This window comes from Sinomonas cyclohexanicum, from assembly GCF_020886775.1.
In the GTDB taxonomy this organism is placed as follows: Bacteria; Actinomycetota; Actinomycetes; order Actinomycetales; family Micrococcaceae; genus Sinomonas; species Sinomonas cyclohexanicum.
Genome location: NZ_AP024525.1, coordinates 3,066,905 through 3,085,763 on the forward strand (window position 1 = coordinate 3,066,905; position 18,859 = coordinate 3,085,763).

Sequence of the window (18,859 nt, forward strand, 5' to 3'; positions counted from 1 at the left end):
CGAAACCCCCGCTGGTTCCGGTGGTTGAGCGGAGCGAAGCGGAGTCGAAACCCCCGGCGGTCCCGCTGGTTGAGCGGAGCGAAGCGGAGTCGAAACCCCCGGCACCCCGCACCCTGACGCGCCGTGCCATGGCCCTCGCCGTCCTCGCCCTCGGCCTGAGCGCGTGCTCGCCGGCGGCGGTGGTTGAGCGGAGCGAAGCGGAGTCGAAACCCCCGGCCATCGGCCCGTCCCCCACCGCAACCCCCACCGGAGCGAGCACGACGGCGGCACCGAGCCCCGCGCCGTCGTCCTCCGCGGTGCCGTCCCCGACTGCCGCAGCCGCGTCCGCCGCACCGCCCCCTACCCCCACACCCACGATCGGGAGGTTCGCGGCGGCGGCGAACCCGGCGAGCGCGCTCGTCGTCGTGAACAAGCGGCGGCCGCTGGCCCCGATCGACTTCGTGCCGGAACTGACGCGGCCAAACGTGCCGCTCGCGACCAGCGGCGAGAGCACGCTCCTGAACCCGACCACGGCGCGGGCGGCGGAGAAGATGTTCGCCGCGGCGGCCGCAGCGGGGGCGCCGATGACGCTGGTGAGCGGGTACCGGTCGTACGCGACGCAGGTGGCCACGTACAGCGGCTGGGTGGCGCGCGAGGGGCAGGCGATGGCCGACGTCGCCTCCGCCCGCCCCGGGTACTCGGAGCATCAGACCGGCTGGGCGTTCGACATCGGCGACGCCAGCGGCGCGTGCTCCCTGCAGCCCTGCTTCAAGGACACCGGCGCGGCGCAGTGGGCGGCGGCGCACGCGTGGGAGTTCGGGTTCATCGTGCGGTACCCCTGGTGGTTCCACGAGACCACTGGGTACTACTACGAGCCGTGGCACCTGCGGTACATCGGGGTCGAAGCGGCCGCGGCCATGCACGCGCAGGGCACCAACACGCTCGAAGACTTCCTGGGCCTCCCGCCAGCCCCGACCTACGCTGGTTGAGCGGAGTCGAAACCCCCGGTGGTTGAGCGGAGCGAAGCCCCACGCTGGTTGAGCGCCCGCCCGGGCCGATCACTCCTTCATGTTCGACTTCAAGTCCCCATACCGGCCCTCGATGACGCACCTCCGCTTGGCTCGGCTCCATCCCTGGAGCTTCTTCTCGAGGTAGTACGCCTCGGCGATGCTGTCCATCTGCATCGCCCACACAAGCTTCACTGGAGGGCGTCGGCGTGTGTATGCCGCTCCCTCGCCGGACGCGTGCTGCGCGACGCGGCGCTCCAGATCGGTCGTGCTGCCCACGTAGTAGCTGCCATCGCCGCATTCCAAGATGTATGTGAAGGCCATGCGGCCAAAGCTAGCCGGGGCGGCGGAATCGTGCTCAGAGTTATCCACAGGCGGCTGCGCGGGCGCGTGATTGCGGGGCTCATTGGTCCTCCACAGGGGTTTCGACTCCGCTGCGCTCCGCTCAACCACCGTGGGGGGTTTCGACTCCGCTCAACCACCGTGGCCGGTTTCGACTCCGCTGCGCTCCGCTCAACCAGCGGGGTGGCGGGTTTCGACTCCGCTGCGCTCCGCTCAACCACCGTGGTGGCGGGTTTCGACTCCGCTCAACCACCGTCGGTTTCGACTCCGCTCAACCCGCGTGGACCGGGGGTCCAGCTTCCGCTCAGCGTTCACCTAGCTGGGTCGCGTAGCGTACCGGGCATGGCGTCTGGCAGCAAGCGGTTCTTCGACATGACCACCACGATGGGCCGGCTGCTCGCTTTCCTCACGGTGAGCGCGCTGGCCGGCGTTCTCGTGGTGGGCCTCATGTCCCCCGCCCTCGCGCTCACGGGCAGCGCGGCGAGCGGCGCCACGGATGCCCTCGGCTCGGTGCCGACGGACCTCACCGCCACCCCGCCCGGGCAGGCCACGAAGGTCCTCGCCGCGGACGGCTCCACCATCGCCACCCTCTTCACGGAGAACCGCACGGACGTCCCCCTGGACCAGATGTCGCCGAACATCAAGAACGCAATCGTGGCCATCGAGGACTACCGCTTCTATGATCACGGCGGCGTGGACCCGATCGGCATCCTCCGCGCGCTCGTGACGGACGCGGGCGGCGGCCGGCAGGGCGCCTCGACGCTGACCCAGCAGTACGTCACGAATGCGCTCAACGAGCAGCTCGTGGCCAAGGGCCAGGGCGCGGACATCGTGCTCAACGGCCAGAAGGACGTCGCGGACAAGCTCAAGGAGATGCAGCTCTCGATCGCCCTCGAGAAGAAGTTCAGCAAGGACCAGATCCTCGCCGGCTACCTGAACATCGTCCCGTTCAGCGCCAACGCCTATGGGATCCAGGCCGCGAGCCAGTACTTCTTCTCAGTGGACGCGAAGGACCTCACGATCCCGCAGGCGGCCCTCCTCGCCGGTCTGGTCAACGGCCCGGCCTACTACGACCCGTCGCAGTATCCGGACCGCGCCACGGCCCGCCGCAACCTGGTCCTCGACGCGATGCTCCAGCACGGCTACATCAACCAGAAGCAGCACGACGACGCCGTCGCGACCCCCATCCAGCTCAAGCTCAACCCGCCCCGGCAGGGCTGCACGTACGCGGACCAGGCCCCGTACTTCTGCGACTACGTCCTGCACCAGATCCTCAACGACCCGGCATACGGCGCGGACGAGAAGGCCCGCCTGAACAAGGTCATGCTCGGCGGCCTGACCATCAAGACCACCCTGGACCCGCGCCTGCAGGGGCCGGCCCAGACGCAGGTTGACTCCACCGCCGGCGCAAACCCGGACAAGTGGGGCGCCTCCCTCGTCACGGTCCAGCCGGGCGCGGGGAAGATCGTCGCGATGGCCCAGAACAGCCGCATGGTCGCGGGCCAGGGCTCCGGGTTCACGGCGGCGTACAACTTCAACGTGGACGCGAAGGACGCCAACGGCAACGACCTGGGCGGTGCCGGCGGCTACCAGCCCGGCTCCACGATGAAGCCGATCACGCTCGCGGCGTGGCTCGACGAGGGCAAGCCCACCAACGCGGTGGTGAACGCGGCGCAGCGCCGCTACGGCCCCAACTACCCGTGGAAGTCCACATGCGGTCCGGTGCACGGCTACTTCGACGCCGCGATCAGCGGCTCCACCGACCTCCAGAACGACGAGCCCGGCTGGTACCGCCCGCTGACCGTCCGCGAGGGCATCTACAACTCGATCAACACGGCCACCTTCGCCTCCGCCGCCGGCCTGGACGACTTCTGCGACATCCAGCGCGCTGCAGACGCGATGGGGATGCACGACGGCGCGGGGTCGGGTCAGAAGCTGGACCTCGCCACGCTCGGGAACCTCCTCGGTGGCACGAACGTGGCCCCGCTGACCATGGCCAGCGCGTTCGCGACGTTCGCGAGCGGCGGCACGTACTGCGCGCCGATCGCGATCACGGAGGTCGACGACGCTCAGGGCCAGCGGATCGGCGGCCAGTCGCAGCAGTGCCAGCAGGGTGCGCTCAGCCCGGACGTGGCCAGCGCGGCCACGAGCGTGCTCCAGGATGTCCTGACGAAGGGCTCGGGCCTGCTCATCCCGCAGAAGCTGGGCGTTCCCGCGGCGGCGAAGACCGGCACGAACAACGAGAACAGCCAGACCTGGGTGGTCGGGTACACGAAGGGTCTGGCCACGGCGTCCTTCTTCGGCGAGGCGCTCAACGGCCCGTCGGCCCGGATGGGCCGGGACATCACGGTGAACGGCAAGTTCTACCCCGTGGTCGACGGCGCATACATCGCCGGCCCGCAGTGGGCGTCCTACATGCAGCAGGTGGCCGGGCTGTACGACCACGGCGACTTCCCCACCCCGCCGCAGCGCCTCATCACGGGCTGAGACCGCGACACGCGGCGAAGATTACATCTTCCATTCACTTGACGGAAACGGTCGAATGACTACCCTGTCTTCCATGCTGAGTGGATTCAAAGATTTCATCATGAAGGGCAACGTCGTTGACCTTGCCGTCGCCGTCGTCATGGGCGCCGCCTTCGGAGCAGTCGTCACTGCATTCGTCGGCAACATCCTCATGCCGATCGTCTCGCTCCTCGTGGGCCAGCCGAACTTCGACGATTTCCTCGTCTTTGGGCCAGTGAAGATCGGTGTCTTCCTGACCGCCCTGATCAACTTCCTCCTGATCGCCGCCGCGATCTACTTCGCCGTGGTCATGCCGATGAACCACATGATCGAGCGCCGCAACCGCAAGCTCGGCATCAAGGACGAGGAGGCCGGCGAGGCCGTCGACCCGCAGGTCGCGCTCCTCACCGAGATCCGCGACTCGCTGCAGGCGCAGCGCCCGTAACTGCCCACCCCCGGTTTCCCCCAGCAGACCGCAACCACCACGCACGGCCCCTCGCCCCGCCAAAGGTGAGGGGCCGTCGTCGTGCGCGGCCCAGAACGGGTTCTACAGCCGGCGGCGCAGCCGGCGGAGGAAGTCGTCGTGGGCCACGGCGAACGCGATCTCGGCGTCGCCGGAGAACACGCCGGCGGAGAGGATGTCGTCGCGGCCCAGGATGCGGCGGCACATGCTGTCGAGGGTGAGGACGTCGTGGGTGAAGGAGCTGTGGGTCGTCGCGCCGGAGGAGGACCGCGGCGAGCCCATCGCCACGCTCCACACCGCCCCCACGGGCCCCGCGTCGGGGTCCGTCCCGAACCAGCGCGCGAGCGGGGAAGGCTCCACGCACTCCTGCAGCCCGAGGAGGCCGCCGCCGTCGTCCGGCTCGAGCGCGTTGAGGATGAAGTGCAGCATGGATCCCTCCTCGTAGAGCCCGAGCAGCCGGTCCCGCTGCGCTGTTTCACGGCCGAGGGAGAACATGGTGAACGCCCGCACCGCCGCCGATTCCATGAGCGGCATGAACTCCTCGGTGAACTGGCGGATCGACATGGCCGGCGCGAGGAACTGGACGGTCTGCAGCGTCAGCCCCCGCCGCACGAGCTCGCTCACGAACGCGGACTGGAACTGCGCCCCCGCGCTGTGCCCCACGGCGTGCAGCGCCGTGCCGGGGTTGGCCCGCACGAACGCGTCCACCCGCTCGGCGACGTAGCGCCCCGCGCCCCCGTCCACGAGGCTCACGTCCCGCGCGTCGTCCTTCATCTGCTCCCACAGCCCGCGCCCGTCGACGAGCCGGATCACGTCGTCGAAGATCCGGTCGCGGCGCGTCGCGGCGCCGTCGGTGACAATCCCGTCGGTCGTGCTCGGTCCCGGGACGCGCACGACGTCGGCCGTGTCGCCCTCCGCCGTCGGCTCGCCCTGGGTGCCGTACCCGGCGGGTGGCGCGCCGCCGCCGTCGGGCCCGTCGCTGTGCCGCCAGGAGCCCATCCAGTGGGCGAGGCGCTCGGCGAGGACCTCGTTGAGGGTGGAGACGAGTCCGGTGTCCCAGACGAAGTAGACGGGGTAGATGCCGTTGGCGAGCCACCAGGGGATGGCGCGGAGCGCGTCGCCGAACGCGTAGCCGCGGTTCACCAGTCCGCCGTGGGCCCAGAAGACGATCGGCACGAGGCCGCCGCGCTCGCGCTGGAAGCGGGGCAGATGGAGGCGGAAGATCGCGTCGACCTGCTTCGCCGTCGTGGCGGCGGGCCCGCTGCCCGCGAACTCGTGGCCGCCGATCCCGATCACGTGCCGGACCCACCACGACGTGTCACTGTCGGCGTGCGCGGGCCTCTCCTGGGACGCCATGGATTCACGGTACTCCCGGGGCGGACGGGCCGGCATGGGCCTGTCCCCCGGGCGCTCACGCATCAGATCGCATCTGATGAGTGAGTGCCCGCTGGGTGGTATCTGTTCCGGCCCGTCTCCGGGACCTTGAGCCCTTGTCCGCCCGACGGGCCACGGCAACGCTGGTCCAAGGGACAGCCGTGCGGGAAGGAGATGGCCATGGTGCGGTGGGCACGGGTGGTGCTGGCGGTGCTCGCCGCGGTCGGCGGCGTGACGGCCGTGGCGGGCGGGGCCACGCTCGTGTGGGGTTCGACCGTGGGCAACCCGCCCTACTGGGCCACTCCCCCGGCGTCGATGCTCGAGGGCAGCCCCTTCCCCTCCTATCTGGTGCCCGGGCTGCTGCTGGCCGTCGTCGTGGGCGGGACCCAGCTCGTGGCTGCGGTGCTGCTGTTCCGCCGGGCGCGGGCCGCCGCGTTCGCAGCCGCCGTGGCGGCGTTCGGGCTGCTCGTCTGGATCTTCGTGCAGATGGTGGTCATCCCGTTCAGCCCGCTGCAGGCCGTGTACTTCGTGTGGGGCCTCGCCGAGGCCGGGCTGCTCCTCGTGGCTCTGGGACTGTTCCGCCAGGGCAGTCAGGTCCGCCAGGGGAGTCAGCGCCTGGTCTGAGCGGCTCGGCGCGAGTGCCGGAGCCGATCATGCCGATCGGCCCAACCACTGCGGCTCGATGACGCGCCGTCTCACCTGCGACGGTTCGACCCAGAATTCGCGCGCACCGCGGTAGTAGGAGAGCCGCCAGAGCACCTGGACCCGCACGTGCCGCGCGGTCCACGCCTTCGCGAAGCCCCTCTCGGTGCGTTCGGCGCGCCCGTCGTCGAACGTGAGCCGCACCCATACCGGGATTGCCTTGTGGGCGGTGACAACTCGCGGCCAGTCGATCGCGTCGGCCGGGACCACCACGGGATCGGGCTCGGCCTCGCTTGTTTCGTTCAGTCCACTCACGCCCCGGATCATCGCACCCGGGACCGACAGTCGAAGCGGGGCCTTACACCGCCACGAGCTCCACGATCCCGTAGGCGCCCGAGTCGATGACGCGGCCTGCTCGGAATCCCGCGGCCGCGCCGAGCTGCTGGAGCTCCGCCGCGGACCGCTGCCGGCCCTCGGTCTGGGCGAGCATCATGACGTCCGAGATCGAGACCGGGAACTCGGCCACGTTGGGCTCCTGGAGCCACTCGAGGACCAGCACCCGCGCACCCGGCGCCGCCGCGGCCCGGACACCGGCCAGGATCTGCCGGCACTGGGCGTCATCCCAGTCGTGGAGGACGTCCTTCAGCAGGTAGATGTCAGCGGGCGCGCCGAACCCGGTGAACAGGTCGCCCTGCACGGTTCGGACCCGGCTGGCGATCCCTCGGCCCGCGAGGTACTCCCCCGCGGCGGCGAGGGGGCCCGCCTGGTCCACCAGGACGCCGTCGAGCGTCGGGCGGGCGAGCAGCACCTCGGCGAGCATCGCGCCCACGCCGCCGCCCACGTCGCAGACCGTCCCGTGCTCCGGCCACGGGTAGGCGGCGACGATGAGCGGCGCGGTGAGGAGGGTGAGCTCGCGCATGGTGCGGGCGAATCCGGCCTCCTCGTCTGGGTGCGACGCCATGTGCTCCCAGAGCGTCATGCCCGTCGCCGCGTTGAACGCAGGCAGACCGTCGGCGAGGGTCTCGGGCAGGCGCAGCCACCCGGCCAGGACCGCGTCCGACGTCGCGTACCGGATCCAGCCGGCCATCGAGTGCGGGTGGTCCTCGAGGAGGAGCCGGCCGGTGCGCGTGAGGGCGAAGCGCCCGCGGCTGTCGAGCCGGACGAGGCCGTAGACGGCAAGCCCGCGGAGCACCCGATGCACAACCTCAGGATGCAGCGCCAGCTCGGCGGCGACCTGCGCCGCCGTCCTCGGTCTGGCTGCAAGCGGTTCGGCGAGCCGCGTCCTGACGGCGGCGCGCATGAGCGCAATGGCCGCGACACCGCCGGAAACCTCGAGGAACCGCGCCTGCGGCGGCTGGAGCGCCGCGCCCGCCCGCTGAAGGGCGGTGCTGAGGCGCTGGACTGCTCGGACGACGGCGGGCGGCGGCGTTCGCATGAGGCGAGCGTAGCGCCTGCTCACGGTGCGCCGAGGGTTTCGGCTCCGCTCAACCAGCGCCAGCCAGGGTTTCGACTCCGCTCAACCAGCGCCGCGGAAGCTAGGCGGTCTCGAGGGCCAGCTGGCTCTGCACCACGCCGGCGAGGCGCTCGGCGATGGCCTGCGCCGTGACGGAGTCGGCGGCCTCGACCATGACCCGGACCACGGGCTCCGTGCCGGAGGGGCGCAGGAGCACGCGCCCGGTCTCCCCCAGCTCGGTCTCGGCGGCAGCGACAGCCGCCGCGACGCCGTCGTCCGCGGAGACGCGCGCCTTGTCCACGCCGCGCACGTTGATGAGCACCTGCGGCAGGCGGGTCATCACGGCGGCGAGGTCCTTGAGCGGGCGCCCAGTGCGGGCCACCTGGGCGGCGAGCTGAAGGCCGGTGAGGACACCGTCGCCGGTGGTGGCGTACTCGGAGAAGATGACGTGGCCGGACTGCTCGCCGCCGAGCGAGTAGTTGCCGGCGCGCATCTCCTCGAGCACGTAGCGGTCGCCCACGGCGGTCTCGCGGATCGTCACGCCGGCGTCGCGGAGGGCGAGCTTGAGGCCCAGGTTGCTCATCACGGTGGCCACGAGGACGTTGTCGCGGAGCTTGCCGGCGTCCTTGAGGGCCAGGCCCAGGATGGCCATGATCTGGTCGCCGTCCACCACCGCGCCCTCGTGGTCCACGGCGAGGCAGCGGTCGGCGTCGCCGTCGTGGGCGATCCCGAGGTCGGCGCCGTTGGCCACCACGGCGGCCTGGAGCTTCTCGAGGTGGGTGGAGCCCACGCCGTCGTTGATGTTGATGCCGTCCGGGTCCGCGCCGATCACCGTGACGTCCGCGCCGGCGTCCTTGAACACCTGCGGCGAGCAGCCCGACGCGGCGCCGTTGGCGCAGTCGAGCACCACCTTCAGGCCGTCCAGGCGGTGCGGGAGCGTGGTCAGGAGATGGACGATGTAGCGGTCCTCGGCGTCCGAGAAGCGCTGGATGTGCCCCACGCCGGCGCCGGTGGGGCGGTGCGGCTCGGCCTGCAGGAGGGCCTCGATCTGGTCCTCGACCTCGTCGGGGAGCTTCTGCCCGCCGCGGGCGAAGAACTTGATGCCGTTGTCCGGGGCCGGGTTGTGGCTCGCGGAGATCATGACGCCGAAGTCCGCGCCCAGGTCCGCCACGAGGTAGGCCGCGGCGGGCGTGGGGAGGACGCCGGCGTCGTACACGTCGACGCCCGCGCTCGCGAGGCCGGCGCACACCGCGGAGGCGATGAACTCGCCGGAGATGCGCGGATCGCGGGCGACGACGGCGCGGGGCCGCGCGCCGTCGGGAACCTGGCTGTGCCCGAGGACCACAGCGGCCGCCTGGGAGAGCTTGAGTGCGAGCTGGGCGTCGAGGAGGCCATTGGCCAGCCCGCGGACGCCGTCGGTACCGAAGAGACGTGTCATCGGGTGCAAGTCTACCTGTGGACAACCAGAAGTCTGTGTTCCCCGATGCACACGCATGGCCAAGAATCGGCACCGCTTTGCCGCTCGATCACCGCACTCATATGACACACCGTATGATCAACGGCCACTCGTTGCGGCCTGTCATATGCGTGCGGGCCCTGCGGCCATGCGGAAATCTCAGAAAGCTTCGACGGCCTACGCCTAGACCTAAACCCCGCCGAACCGGGGAGGCATCCTGCGCTGCGGGACGCCTCGCGTCAGCCCTCGCAAACGGAGCGACGCACAGGCTCGAAGGCCCAGAGCCAGCACACCGTCGTCGAGCGGTGGTACCAGCGAGTCGACTTGGAGTTGAAGGTCAGGCCGTGGTGGCCGCGCCGAATCACACCGAAGGTCACCGCTCGGCCGATGAGGCCGGCTAATCCAGTGCACGATAACTCTGGATCGCAGGAGTCCAGGGACCCGACGGCGACCAGATCTGAGATCGCCACCGAACCGGACATGGCAGGATGCTTGTGGTTGATGAGCGGTCGGGCTGCGCGGCTCGCCCCTCGCATCGAGAGCGAACCATACAGGTGCACCATTCGGATGCGCCAGCAACGGAACCCTTTGGCGTCACGGGGTAGGTGCCGGTGTGGCGGGGGTGGTCGTGCCGCCTGACGGCGACGGTTGTTGTGGACTCATGCCACTGCTGGTGGCAGAGGTCATCCAGAGCGCGCAGATCAGGCCGACCAGGCAGCAAGCCGCTCCCAAACCGGCCCACTTCTTCGACCGATCAAGTTGTTCGAGCGCGGTAGCTGCTTGTTGTGCCCGGTACATCTCGACCGAGTTGTACTCTTGAACGATTTGCGGCAAATTAATGCTCGTTGCAGTCGCGCCCCCGCCGATTCGCAACGTGTATATGAGCGCCCTGGCCACCAAGATCACCCCGGCACCAAGGGTGAGTGCGAGCGCAAGGCGCCAGTACCACGCAACGCCGCTGGCGAGCTGGGTGCCAACGAAGGCCAGAATGCCCGTAACACCGGACACTAGCAAGACGTATCCGCTGCGCCAGACTTTGACATCGGCCAGCGCGTGCTCCCATACACTTCCCTGCAGGTGTTGGAAGGCCTCCACATCAGCTCGGGTTGGGCGTCGTCGGTCCGGCGGCAACAGTCCCGGCATCGTCTCACTCGCCCGTGGTCGTCGGCTGGACAAGGGCATAGCTCGCGCCGCAGCCACGCGCGCCGCTGGGTGCACCAGGGTGGGCCACGGTGCAGTCACATATGAAATCCGCCCAGGTGGCAGCGGCGACATGTGTTGTCGGCGTCCCGCGGATCGACGTGACTGGGAGTTCGAGAGCCCTAGTCTGGCTAAACGAATGCCCGCACCGCGGGCACGGCCCGTCAATGCGCAATGAACTGACCAAGTCGTTCTTGACGTAGAACAGCTGGACAGTGCCCGCCTCCACTAGGGCGGCGGCTTCGTCGTCCAACCTGGCGGACGAGACGTCCTCAAAGTTTAGTTCAGGCGTCACGCCGGGTCCCCTCCGTCGGCCAATGTCAATGAGTAGCAGTCCTAAGCATAATCATCACAGAGTCGACGTGCCTGAACGGTGGAACAATCGGAACCGTGACCAACGATCGCGATCGCAGCATCCATCCGCAAGAACCTGATCTGGACGAGTTTGAGACGGTTCCGCTAGACGAGGTTATGCGGATAGTTGATCAACTGGATTCGGCGGATCCGGGCTGGGTTGACCTCCAATGGCACGCTGCTGATGCCCTGCATGATCTCTACCTGGAGGACGGGGTGGCGAGCGGTCTCAACGAGGCGATCCGGCGCGGCCAGCTAGCCATTGCCGCCCAGAATGGGCAGTCCGCAGCGCACCTTCATGATCTGGCCCTCATGCTGTGGGATCGGTACGAGGCAACGCACCATGACAACGATCTGGAGGAGTACATCCACCTGCTCGAAACCGCGCTCGCACTGCTTGACCGAGATGACATAGATACCGAGCGACGGGCGCAGTGTCAGGCCAACCTCGCCACCGGTTTGGTCAGCCACAGCCGCTACGAGGCGGCTGACGAGGACATCGACCGCGCGGTGGCTCTATGGGAGACTGCTCTAGTCTCTGGACAGCTCGACGCCGATGCACAATCCGGGATCGCAGCGAACCTCGCCCAGGCGCTGAGCCGCGAAGGGGCAAGCGAACACGACCTCCGCCGGGCCGTGAGCTACGGACGCCAATCCCTGCAGGTTGCAAATGACGATCCGGAAGCGGCGGCGCACAACGAGTTTGCCGTGGCTGCGGCGCTCGCCAGCTTGCACAACGTCGTCGAGGATGAGGGCCTACTCGGCGAAGCCACAGACCACGTGCGCCGTGGCCTCAACTGTCTCGGCCCCACGCATCCGGATGCGCCGGGGTTCACAGCCAACCTTATCGGTCTGCTGCGCCAAGAAGCTCGCGAAACCAACGACGCCGCTCCGCTGGCTGAGGCAGTTCGGCTTGCCCGTGGCACATTGGCGCAGACATCGGACGGCGACCCGGATCGTGTCTTGATCCTCACCACAGCGGCCGCCGCGATCAGTGAGGCGTCCGTGCAGAACGATGACTTGTCGCTTCTCGAAGAGGCACTGGCGCTCTACCGTCACGCCGTCGCCATGGCCCCAGACATGTCACACGAGCAAGGAGTGGCGCTGATCAATATGGCATCCGTCTGCCGGGATGGCAACGAACGTCTCGATGCTCCGGATCTCGTCGACGAGGGCATCGATGCCGGGGAACGTGCGCTCAGCATCTTTCTAGAGCCCGGATTGCGCCGTGCCGCCGCGCTCACCGCCACCAGCAACTGCCTCCGTGACCGTTTCATCTTGGCTGGCGAAGTTGCCACTCTCGACTGCGCCCTCAGCTACGCCGAGAATGCCCTCACGTTCACGCCCGAGCGACATCCCGAGCGAGCCGCACGACTAACCAATCTGGCCGTGCTGCTCTCCGACGAGTTCGCCGAACGCGCCGACCGCGCCCAACTAGACAGAGCGATCGTTTTGTACCGGGAGGCGCTTGATGCCAGCGAGCGGGTCGGCGTCAGGGTTCCCGAACGTCTGAACGATTTGGCACTCGCGCTACGGGACCGGAGCAGGGACGCAGGCAATGCGGATGATCTGAACGAAGCCGTCGACTTGGCCGAGAGCGCGCTGGCGGGCAGCCGCCCCGGTCTACTAACTTGGGCTGGCTACGCGAACAATCTTGGCAACGCTTTGGCCGAGCGATACGAGTTGGACGGCAACCCAGACGACTTGAACCGTGTGGTGGAGCTGTTTAGAAAGGCTTTGGCCGATGCAACGGGCAGGGTCCACGAGTGCTCCGGTTACGCGACCAATCTCGGCCTCGCCCTCGCGACCCGCGCAAAGGTCACCGGTAATGTAGCGGATTTCGACGAAGCCCTCCTCAATCTCTCTCGATCGATCGATCTATTGCCGGCTGAGCATCCTGATCGGGCCTACCGGCTCTCGAATCTGGCGGATACCTACCGGCAACGCTCGATCATGTTTGATGATGGCGGCCGCACCGAACGGGCCGGAACCGATGCGGTCGCGGCAGTAGATACGGCCGAGGACGCTGTCATGGCGGCAAGGGCGAGTGACGCCCGACTCCTGCCCGCACTGTCAAACCTTGCCGAAGCACTGCGCTGGAGGCGTTCCCTCACGCCCGGGTCGACCACCGCAGCCCGGATCATTGAGGTCCAGCGCCGCGCCGCCACGCTCGTCCAAATTACGCCAGCCGAGAAGTTCGGGCAGGCTGGGCGGTGGGCGCGGGACGCACAGGACGAGGGTGCACTCGTAGAGGCGCTCGAGGCTTACGGACTCGCTGTCATCCAGACGACCGAGGTGGCTTGGATTGGCCTGAGCGTTGCGGAACGGCTGGACCTACTGCGCGAGATGAATGAGGTGCTTACCCGTGCAGTCGCCTGCGCCGTACGGGCCGGAGAGCCTTGGACGGCCGTGGCCTGGGCCGACCATGTGCGTTCGGTGCTATGGCGGCAAGGCCTGCAGGCAACCGCACTCAGCACGGGCCGGAACGATGCCCGGTTAGCCGGACTGTCCGGGCTCGACCACGAGCCCGCGGGCGAGGCGCCCAGTGTCAAACGGCACCGCCGTGAACGACTCAGGCAATTGGCGCACACTGAACGCGATGCTCTGCGCGTAGCGATCGCTACTGCAGAGGATTATCAGTCCTTAGCATTTCCAGGGGTTATCGTCCTGCTAGTGCCGGGCGAAGACACATCCTGCGCGGTGCTCATGCGCGAGCACGAGGCTCCACGACTGGTGAACCTTGCGCGCGCACCTAGGGGCGAACTCATCGTCCGCATCGAGACACTGGGCCGAGCATCTGTTGCCTTCGGCGACAACAGTGGACCCGCCCACGAACTACGCGCCCGCCACGCGATCTTCGACTGCCTCGACTGGCTCTGGGATGCCGTTGCCTCACCGATCTTGGACGAAATCGCTTTCAACGCGGACGAACGGCCACAGGTGTGGTGGTCACCAGTCGGGGAATTCGCCCTGCTACCGCTTCATGCAGCGGGCCATCACCCGCGTAAGAGCGGGCAGTACGCTCCAAAGAATTTATCCGCCCCGGACCGCGCGCGGTCATCGTACCTGCCGATCATCCTTGCCCCTCGTTCTCGAACCCCACGGGCACCGGCCGCGCCGGGAACCCTCCTCTACGTCTCAGCGAATGACGCTTCGGGCGGTCTGATCCATCTGGAGGAAGAGCAGGAGGCCATTCGATCGGCCGTACAGCGCATTCCGATTGGGGAGCTGACTGAACAAGACGCGACGGTTACCGCAGTCCGCGAAGCAATCTCTCATTGCAGCTACCTACATATCTCAGCGCACGGATCAACAACCGCTGAGGACTCCCTGCAAGTCGGCTTTCAACTATCTGACGGCGTGTTCACGTTGCGCGACCTCGCTCGGTGCAGGGCGGACACTGGAATGCTGGCGGTACTTCTGACCTGTGGCTCCGCGACTGGCGATAACCAGTTTCCGAACGAGGCACTCCATGTCGCGGGTGCAGCGCAACAGGCAGGATTTCCAGATGTCATCGCCGCCACCTTGCCGGTACGTGATGCGTCGTCGGTGCCGGTGGTGCATGCAATTTACAGGGCAATTGACGCTGCCCCGGACTCTGTATCTGAAGTGGTCCCCACGGCATTGGATGCTGTCGTAGAAACGTTGCGACGGGACCCCCGCACGAGCCCTGACCCCCTAAGTTGGGTGCCCTACGCGCATTTCCGGGCAGGTCTCACCCCGCACGCCTCAGCGGAACCAGATTCTGCTAAGTCAGTTCTGGCGATCTGAACGTGGTTGAGATGGTGATCTGCCGTCCATCGGACGCCGCAGATCAGACACGACAAGAATCAAGCTCACGCGAGGAGGAAACCTTGCTCTGAACTGCCGCCTCCGCCCCCTACGCCGCCCCGCCGCCTTCCCGCAGCACGGGGAAGCGCGGCGTGTACGTCTCGCCCTCCTCGAGGACGTCCGCGGCCGTGCCCACGATCAGCGGGTCCGGGGCGTGCGCGACCTTAAGGTCCTTCCGGTCGTAGGGGGTGACGTGGAGGACGTAGCGCATCGCCTCGAGGCGGGCGCGCTTCTTGTCGTTGCTCTTGATGACGGTCCACGGGGCGTCCCCGGTGTCGGTGTAGAAGAACATGGCCTCGTTGGCCGCCGTGTAGGCGTCCCACTTGTCGAGGCTGGCCAGGTCCGTGGGCGAGAGCTTCCACTGCTTGACCGGGTCCGTCTCCCGGGAGGCGAAGCGGTTGAGCTGCTCCTCGCGGCCCACAGAGAACCAGAGCTTGTGGAGGCGGATCCCCGAGTTGACGAGCATCCGCTCGAACTCCGGCGCCTCACGCATGAACTCGTGGTACTCGCCGGGGGTGCAGTACCCCATGACGCGCTCCACGCCGGCCCGATTGTACCAGGAGCGGTCCATGAGCACGATCTCCCCGCCGCTGGGCAGGTGCTGCACGTAGCGCTGGAAGTACCACTGCGTGCGTTCCTCGTCGGTGGGCTTCTCGAGTGCCACCACGCGGGCCCCGCGGGGGTTGAGGTGCTCGTTGAACCGCTTGATGGCGCCGCCCTTGCCGGCCGCGTCGCGGCCCTCGAAGAGGATGAGGACCTTCTGGCCGGTGTCCTTGACCCACAGCTGGAGCTTGAGGAGCTCTATCTGCAGGGCGCGCTTCTGCCGCTCGTAGGCGGGCCGGCCGAGCTTCTTCTCGTACGGGTAGCCGTGGCGCCACGCGTTGGGGTCGGCGCTGGGCTTGCGCTTGTGGTCCACCTTGCCGATCTCGCGCAGCTCGTCGAGCTCGGCGGCGTAGTCCTCGGTCACGGAAAGGCGGGGGTCCTCGTGGGCCATGGGAAAAGGGTAGCGCCGGCTCCGGCGGTTGAGCGGAGCGCAGCGAAGTCGAAACCCAAAGTCGAAACCGCATAACGCACGACGGCGCCGCCCGCCTCGGGTGGCGAGCGGCGCCGTCGTGCTTGGTTGGGCGCCCGCCACGCGCCCGCGACGAGAAGTAGTGTGGTCACGGATGCGACAGCTTTAGTCCGGAAGTGCACAATGGCCCCCTTCATCGAATGCTGAGAGAAAGCCAATTCTGGGCTCAGCATGGTCGGCGCTACCCGCCATCTGACTCGACTCCGCAGGCTCTTCTACTTCTCAGGGCATCGAGTACTCGACTTTCCGGATGACGCAGGCGCGCCTGCCGACGTCCGCCCTACGGTGTGCGCCCTGGCCACGGTCCTGGGAGGGGCCAACTCCACCGCGGTGCGGGCAACCGGGAAACGACGCCTGCGCTTTGCTTTGGACGGAACGCAGGTCATCGGGCGAACCGCGTCGCCGCGGGGTTACCCCGGCGTCGACGTCGCCACAAGCCTGCGGTCAGTTTGGGTCCTGCGACTGGACGCCTTCGAGGAGCACGTCCGCGACGAGGCCCGGGAGTGTGAACGGGATGAAGTGATCGCAGTCCACCACCCGCACATCCGCTATCTTTTCCCTCGCCCGCGACCACGGCTCCGCACCGTTGAACACGTCCCGCTCCCCCAGCAGGACGGTCGTCGGCGTATGCGACCAGGCCGCGGCGGGAATCGGATCCGTGAGCGTCCGCCGCGTCACGGCCCGGCGGGGATGGTCATCGAAGTACTGCAGGACGTTGGATGTGAACTCCGTGCCCTCTGTGTTCCACCACCCGCCAGGTGGGGCGAACCGGCCATGCTCATCCCACACCAGTTGCGGACTCCCATCAAACAACGTGCCATCGCGCACGAGAGGGTGGGCCGGCAGCGGGACGGAAGAGACATACACCAGCCGAGCCACGCGCTCACCGTCGGCGGCGATCGCCATGACGTCGCAGCCGTAGGACCAGCCAGCTGCCACGACCGGACCGCGGCTCACCCGACGCAGAGCTTCCCGGACCTCCTCCACGTCGTCAAGCAGCCCGGCCCCCGGGGATCGGTGCGATGGGAGGTCCGGAGTGATCACCTCCACCCCGCGCCCCTCAAGGATCCCGCGCACCCAGCGCCAGTCCTCGGGCACGCCCCACATGCCGTGCACGAGCACGGCGCTTCCCGGTGCCCGGAGCTGCGCGTCGGCCATGTACCGAAGATAGGAGCCTGCGGCGGCCGTTCCAAGGGGCCATGCCTATGGCCGTTGGTGGATTCGATCGCCGCCAGGAATGTCCCGCGAGCCGGGGATGACCGGCGGCAGGATCGCACCCTAGATGGCGTTGACGAAGAGATCGACCTTCTGGCTCGTGGGCCGACGCTGGGGCCTGGTACGTCGACTCGTACGTCGACTTGGCCCTTCCCCGGCCCGCCGATTCAGATCTTGTCAAAAGCATCGAGGCATGGACCGCCTCAGCCGCTCAGCCCGGTGAGGGTCGAGTCCGAGCTCTTGATGGCGCAGTAGCCCTTGGCCGAGAGCTTGTAGGTGCCGACCTTGAGCACCGAGGGGTTGCTCTCGCCCTTATCCTTCAGGAGCTGCTGGATGACCTTGCTCTGATCGTCGGAAGACATCTTGTTGAAGTCCGCGCACTTCGTGTTTGCTCCGGCGTTGGCCGAACAGGCCGAGAGCGATGCGGCCAGGATGATTGCGCTTGCCGCACCCGCCATCTTCTTCCATGTCCCCATGTCTACTCCCCTTCGCGCGGCCGCACCCCGGGTACGGCACCGACTGACCTCAGTGAGGTACCGGTCTGGGTGTTGTACCGGCCACGTCATCTGACCACGGCCGCGCCGCACGCCCAACGCACCCCCGTCGGTTGGCCTGATCCTGTCCCCCGGACGGGGGACAGGAGAGCGGAAAGGCCCGCCCCGCAGGTGCGGGACGGGCCTTCCGTGGCGCTGGTTGAGCGGAGCCGAAACCCCGCCCAGCCAGAATCAGCGCTTCGAGTACTGCGGCGCGCGGCGGGCCTTCTTGAGACCGGCCTTCTTGCGCTCCACCACGCGGGCGTCGCGGGTGAGGAAGCCGGCCTTCTTCAGGGCCGGGCGGTTGTTCTCGACGTCGATCTCGTTGAGAGCGCGCGAGACACCGAGGCGCACAGCGCCGGCCTGGCCGGAGGGGCCACCGCCGTGGATGCGGACGATCACGTCGTAGGCGCCCTCGAGGTCGAGGAGCTTGAACGGGTCGTTCACCTCCTGCTGGTGCAGCTTGTTCGGGAAGTAGTTCTCGAGCGTGCGGCCGTTGATGGTCCACTGGCCGGAGCCGGGGATGACGCGGACGCGGGCCACGGCCTCCTTGCGGCGGCCGACGGCGGCACCGGCAACCGTGAGGGCCGGGCGCTCGCGGCGGGCCTCTTCGGCCACGGGGGCGCTCTCGGACGTGTAGCTGGTCAGGTTCTCCTCAGCCTCGGCGGCCGGGGCAAGCTCTTCGTTCTGAGCCACAGTGTTCTCCTTGATGAATTCTTGGGTAGTGGCCAGGACTACTGGGCGACCTGGGTGATCTCGAAGGTCTTGGGCTGCTGGGCAGCGTGCGGGTGGTTCGGGCCCGCGTAGACCTTGAGCTTGGACAGCTGCTGGGCGGCCAGCTTGTTGTGCGGGAGCATGCCCTTGACGGCCTTCTCCACAGCACGGACCGGGTTCTTCTCGAGCAGCTCCGCGTAGCTGACCGAGGTCAGGCCGCCCGGGAAGCCCGAGTGGCGGTACGCGCGCTTCTGCTGGAGCTTGGCGCCGGTGAGGGCCACCTTGTCCGCGTTGATGATGATGACGAAATCGCCCATGTCCATGTGGGACGCAAAGGTCGGCTTGTGCTTCCCGCGCAGCAGTGTTGCGGTCTGGCTGGCAAGGCGACCCAGAACGACGTCGGTGGCGTCGATGACGTGCCACTGACGGTCGGCGTCGCCGGGCTTCGGAGTGTACGTACGCACAGTTATTGCCTTCGTTTCTTGGTCTGGTGGGGTGCCGGTGAGATACACCCCGTTCTTCGGTGCGCTACCGGACCAGAGGTGAGGGCTCCCAGACCAGTCATCCCGTGCTTCTCGAAAGCACCCCGGGAGCTGGCGTCCTGCAACTGGACACTCCCGCGGCGCGCACCATCGAGAGAGGACACGCACAACAGCTATCAAGTGTACACGATGGCAGCAGTGCTTCAGCCGGGGTGAGCTACCCGCTGGTTGAGCGGA

The 18,859-nt window shown here is 67.9% G+C and carries 16 protein-coding genes; 5 read left to right on the forward strand and 11 right to left on the reverse strand.

The genetic code is table 11. The annotated features are described in order from the left end of the window. Positions 1-128: 128 nt before the first annotated feature. Positions 129-968, forward strand: a complete 840-nt coding sequence (locus tag SCMU_RS20790; RefSeq protein ID WP_274602869.1) for a M15 family metallopeptidase — start codon at positions 129-131, stop codon at positions 966-968. 69 nt (positions 969-1,037) lie between these two features. Here SCMU_RS20790 and SCMU_RS14555 read toward each other — a convergent pair whose 3' ends face one another. Next, on the reverse strand, positions 1,038-1,310 hold the full coding sequence (locus SCMU_RS14555; RefSeq protein WP_229229841.1) for a GIY-YIG nuclease family protein: 273 nt from the start codon (positions 1,308-1,310) through the stop codon (positions 1,038-1,040). Between the two features lie 360 nt (positions 1,311-1,670). Between SCMU_RS14555 and SCMU_RS14560 the strand changes: the two genes are divergently transcribed. Next, positions 1,671-3,815, forward strand: a complete 2,145-nt coding sequence (locus SCMU_RS14560) for a transglycosylase domain-containing protein (protein WP_229229842.1) — start codon at positions 1,671-1,673, stop codon at positions 3,813-3,815. Positions 3,816-3,888: 73 nt separating this feature from the next. Then, positions 3,889-4,278: a large conductance mechanosensitive channel protein MscL gene (gene mscL, locus SCMU_RS14565; RefSeq protein WP_274602870.1), complete on the forward strand. Its 390-nt coding sequence runs from the start codon at positions 3,889-3,891 to the stop codon at positions 4,276-4,278. Between the two features lie 102 nt (positions 4,279-4,380). On the opposite strand, the gene SCMU_RS14570 is transcribed toward mscL, so the two are convergent. Continuing rightward, positions 4,381-5,652, reverse strand: a complete 1,272-nt coding sequence (locus tag SCMU_RS14570; RefSeq protein WP_229229844.1) for a hypothetical protein — start codon at positions 5,650-5,652, stop codon at positions 4,381-4,383. A 198-nt stretch (positions 5,653-5,850) separates the two neighbouring features. On the opposite strand from SCMU_RS14570, the gene SCMU_RS14575 reads away from it, so the two are divergent. After that, positions 5,851-6,294 (forward strand): hypothetical protein, encoded by a 444-nt coding sequence (locus tag SCMU_RS14575; protein WP_229229845.1) that lies wholly within the window; start codon positions 5,851-5,853, stop codon positions 6,292-6,294. Between the two features lie 27 nt (positions 6,295-6,321). Here SCMU_RS14575 and SCMU_RS14580 read toward each other — a convergent pair whose 3' ends face one another. The 4 genes from SCMU_RS14580 to SCMU_RS14595 form a co-directional block, all read right to left on the reverse strand. Continuing rightward, on the reverse strand, positions 6,322-6,627 hold the full coding sequence (locus SCMU_RS14580) for a hypothetical protein (protein ID WP_229229846.1): 306 nt from the start codon (positions 6,625-6,627) through the stop codon (positions 6,322-6,324). Between the two features lie 43 nt (positions 6,628-6,670). Further along, positions 6,671-7,747 carry a methyltransferase gene (locus tag SCMU_RS14585; RefSeq protein WP_229229847.1) on the reverse strand — a complete coding sequence of 359 codons (1,077 nt, stop codon included), beginning with the start codon at positions 7,745-7,747 and terminating at the stop codon, positions 6,671-6,673. Positions 7,748-7,847: 100 nt separating this feature from the next. Next, complete coding sequence (gene glmM, locus SCMU_RS14590) at positions 7,848-9,203, reverse strand: phosphoglucosamine mutase (protein WP_229229848.1); 1,356 nt, start codon at positions 9,201-9,203, stop codon at positions 7,848-7,850. Between the two features lie 612 nt (positions 9,204-9,815). Next, a complete protein-coding gene (locus SCMU_RS14595) occupies positions 9,816-10,364 on the reverse strand; it encodes a hypothetical protein (protein ID WP_229229849.1) in 549 nt (182 codons plus the stop codon). 447 nt (positions 10,365-10,811) lie between these two features. Between SCMU_RS14595 and SCMU_RS14600 the strand changes: the two genes are divergently transcribed. After that, positions 10,812-14,546, forward strand: a complete 3,735-nt coding sequence (locus SCMU_RS14600) for a CHAT domain-containing tetratricopeptide repeat protein (RefSeq protein ID WP_229229850.1) — start codon at positions 10,812-10,814, stop codon at positions 14,544-14,546. Positions 14,547-14,655: 109 nt separating this feature from the next. Here SCMU_RS14600 and ppk2 read toward each other — a convergent pair whose 3' ends face one another. From ppk2 to rplM, 5 genes are all read right to left on the reverse strand, one after another. Beyond that, the gene (gene ppk2, locus SCMU_RS14605; RefSeq protein WP_229229851.1) at positions 14,656-15,600 is read right to left on the reverse strand and encodes a polyphosphate kinase 2; all 945 of its coding nucleotides are present in this window, start codon (positions 15,598-15,600) and stop codon (positions 14,656-14,658) included. 522 nt (positions 15,601-16,122) lie between these two features. Beyond that, positions 16,123-16,836, reverse strand: coding sequence for an alpha/beta fold hydrolase (locus SCMU_RS14610; protein ID WP_229229852.1), 714 nt, complete (start codon positions 16,834-16,836; stop codon positions 16,123-16,125). A 260-nt stretch (positions 16,837-17,096) separates the two neighbouring features. Continuing rightward, on the reverse strand, positions 17,097-17,369 hold the full coding sequence (locus SCMU_RS14615) for a hypothetical protein (RefSeq protein WP_229229853.1): 273 nt from the start codon (positions 17,367-17,369) through the stop codon (positions 17,097-17,099). A gap of 249 nt (positions 17,370-17,618) precedes the next feature. Further along, complete coding sequence (rpsI, locus tag SCMU_RS14620; protein ID WP_240550060.1) at positions 17,619-18,122, reverse strand: 30S ribosomal protein S9; 504 nt, start codon at positions 18,120-18,122, stop codon at positions 17,619-17,621. 38 nt (positions 18,123-18,160) lie between these two features. Beyond that, positions 18,161-18,604 carry a 50S ribosomal protein L13 gene (gene rplM / locus SCMU_RS14625; protein ID WP_229229854.1) on the reverse strand — a complete coding sequence of 148 codons (444 nt, stop codon included), beginning with the start codon at positions 18,602-18,604 and terminating at the stop codon, positions 18,161-18,163. Positions 18,605-18,859: the final 255 nt, after the last annotated feature.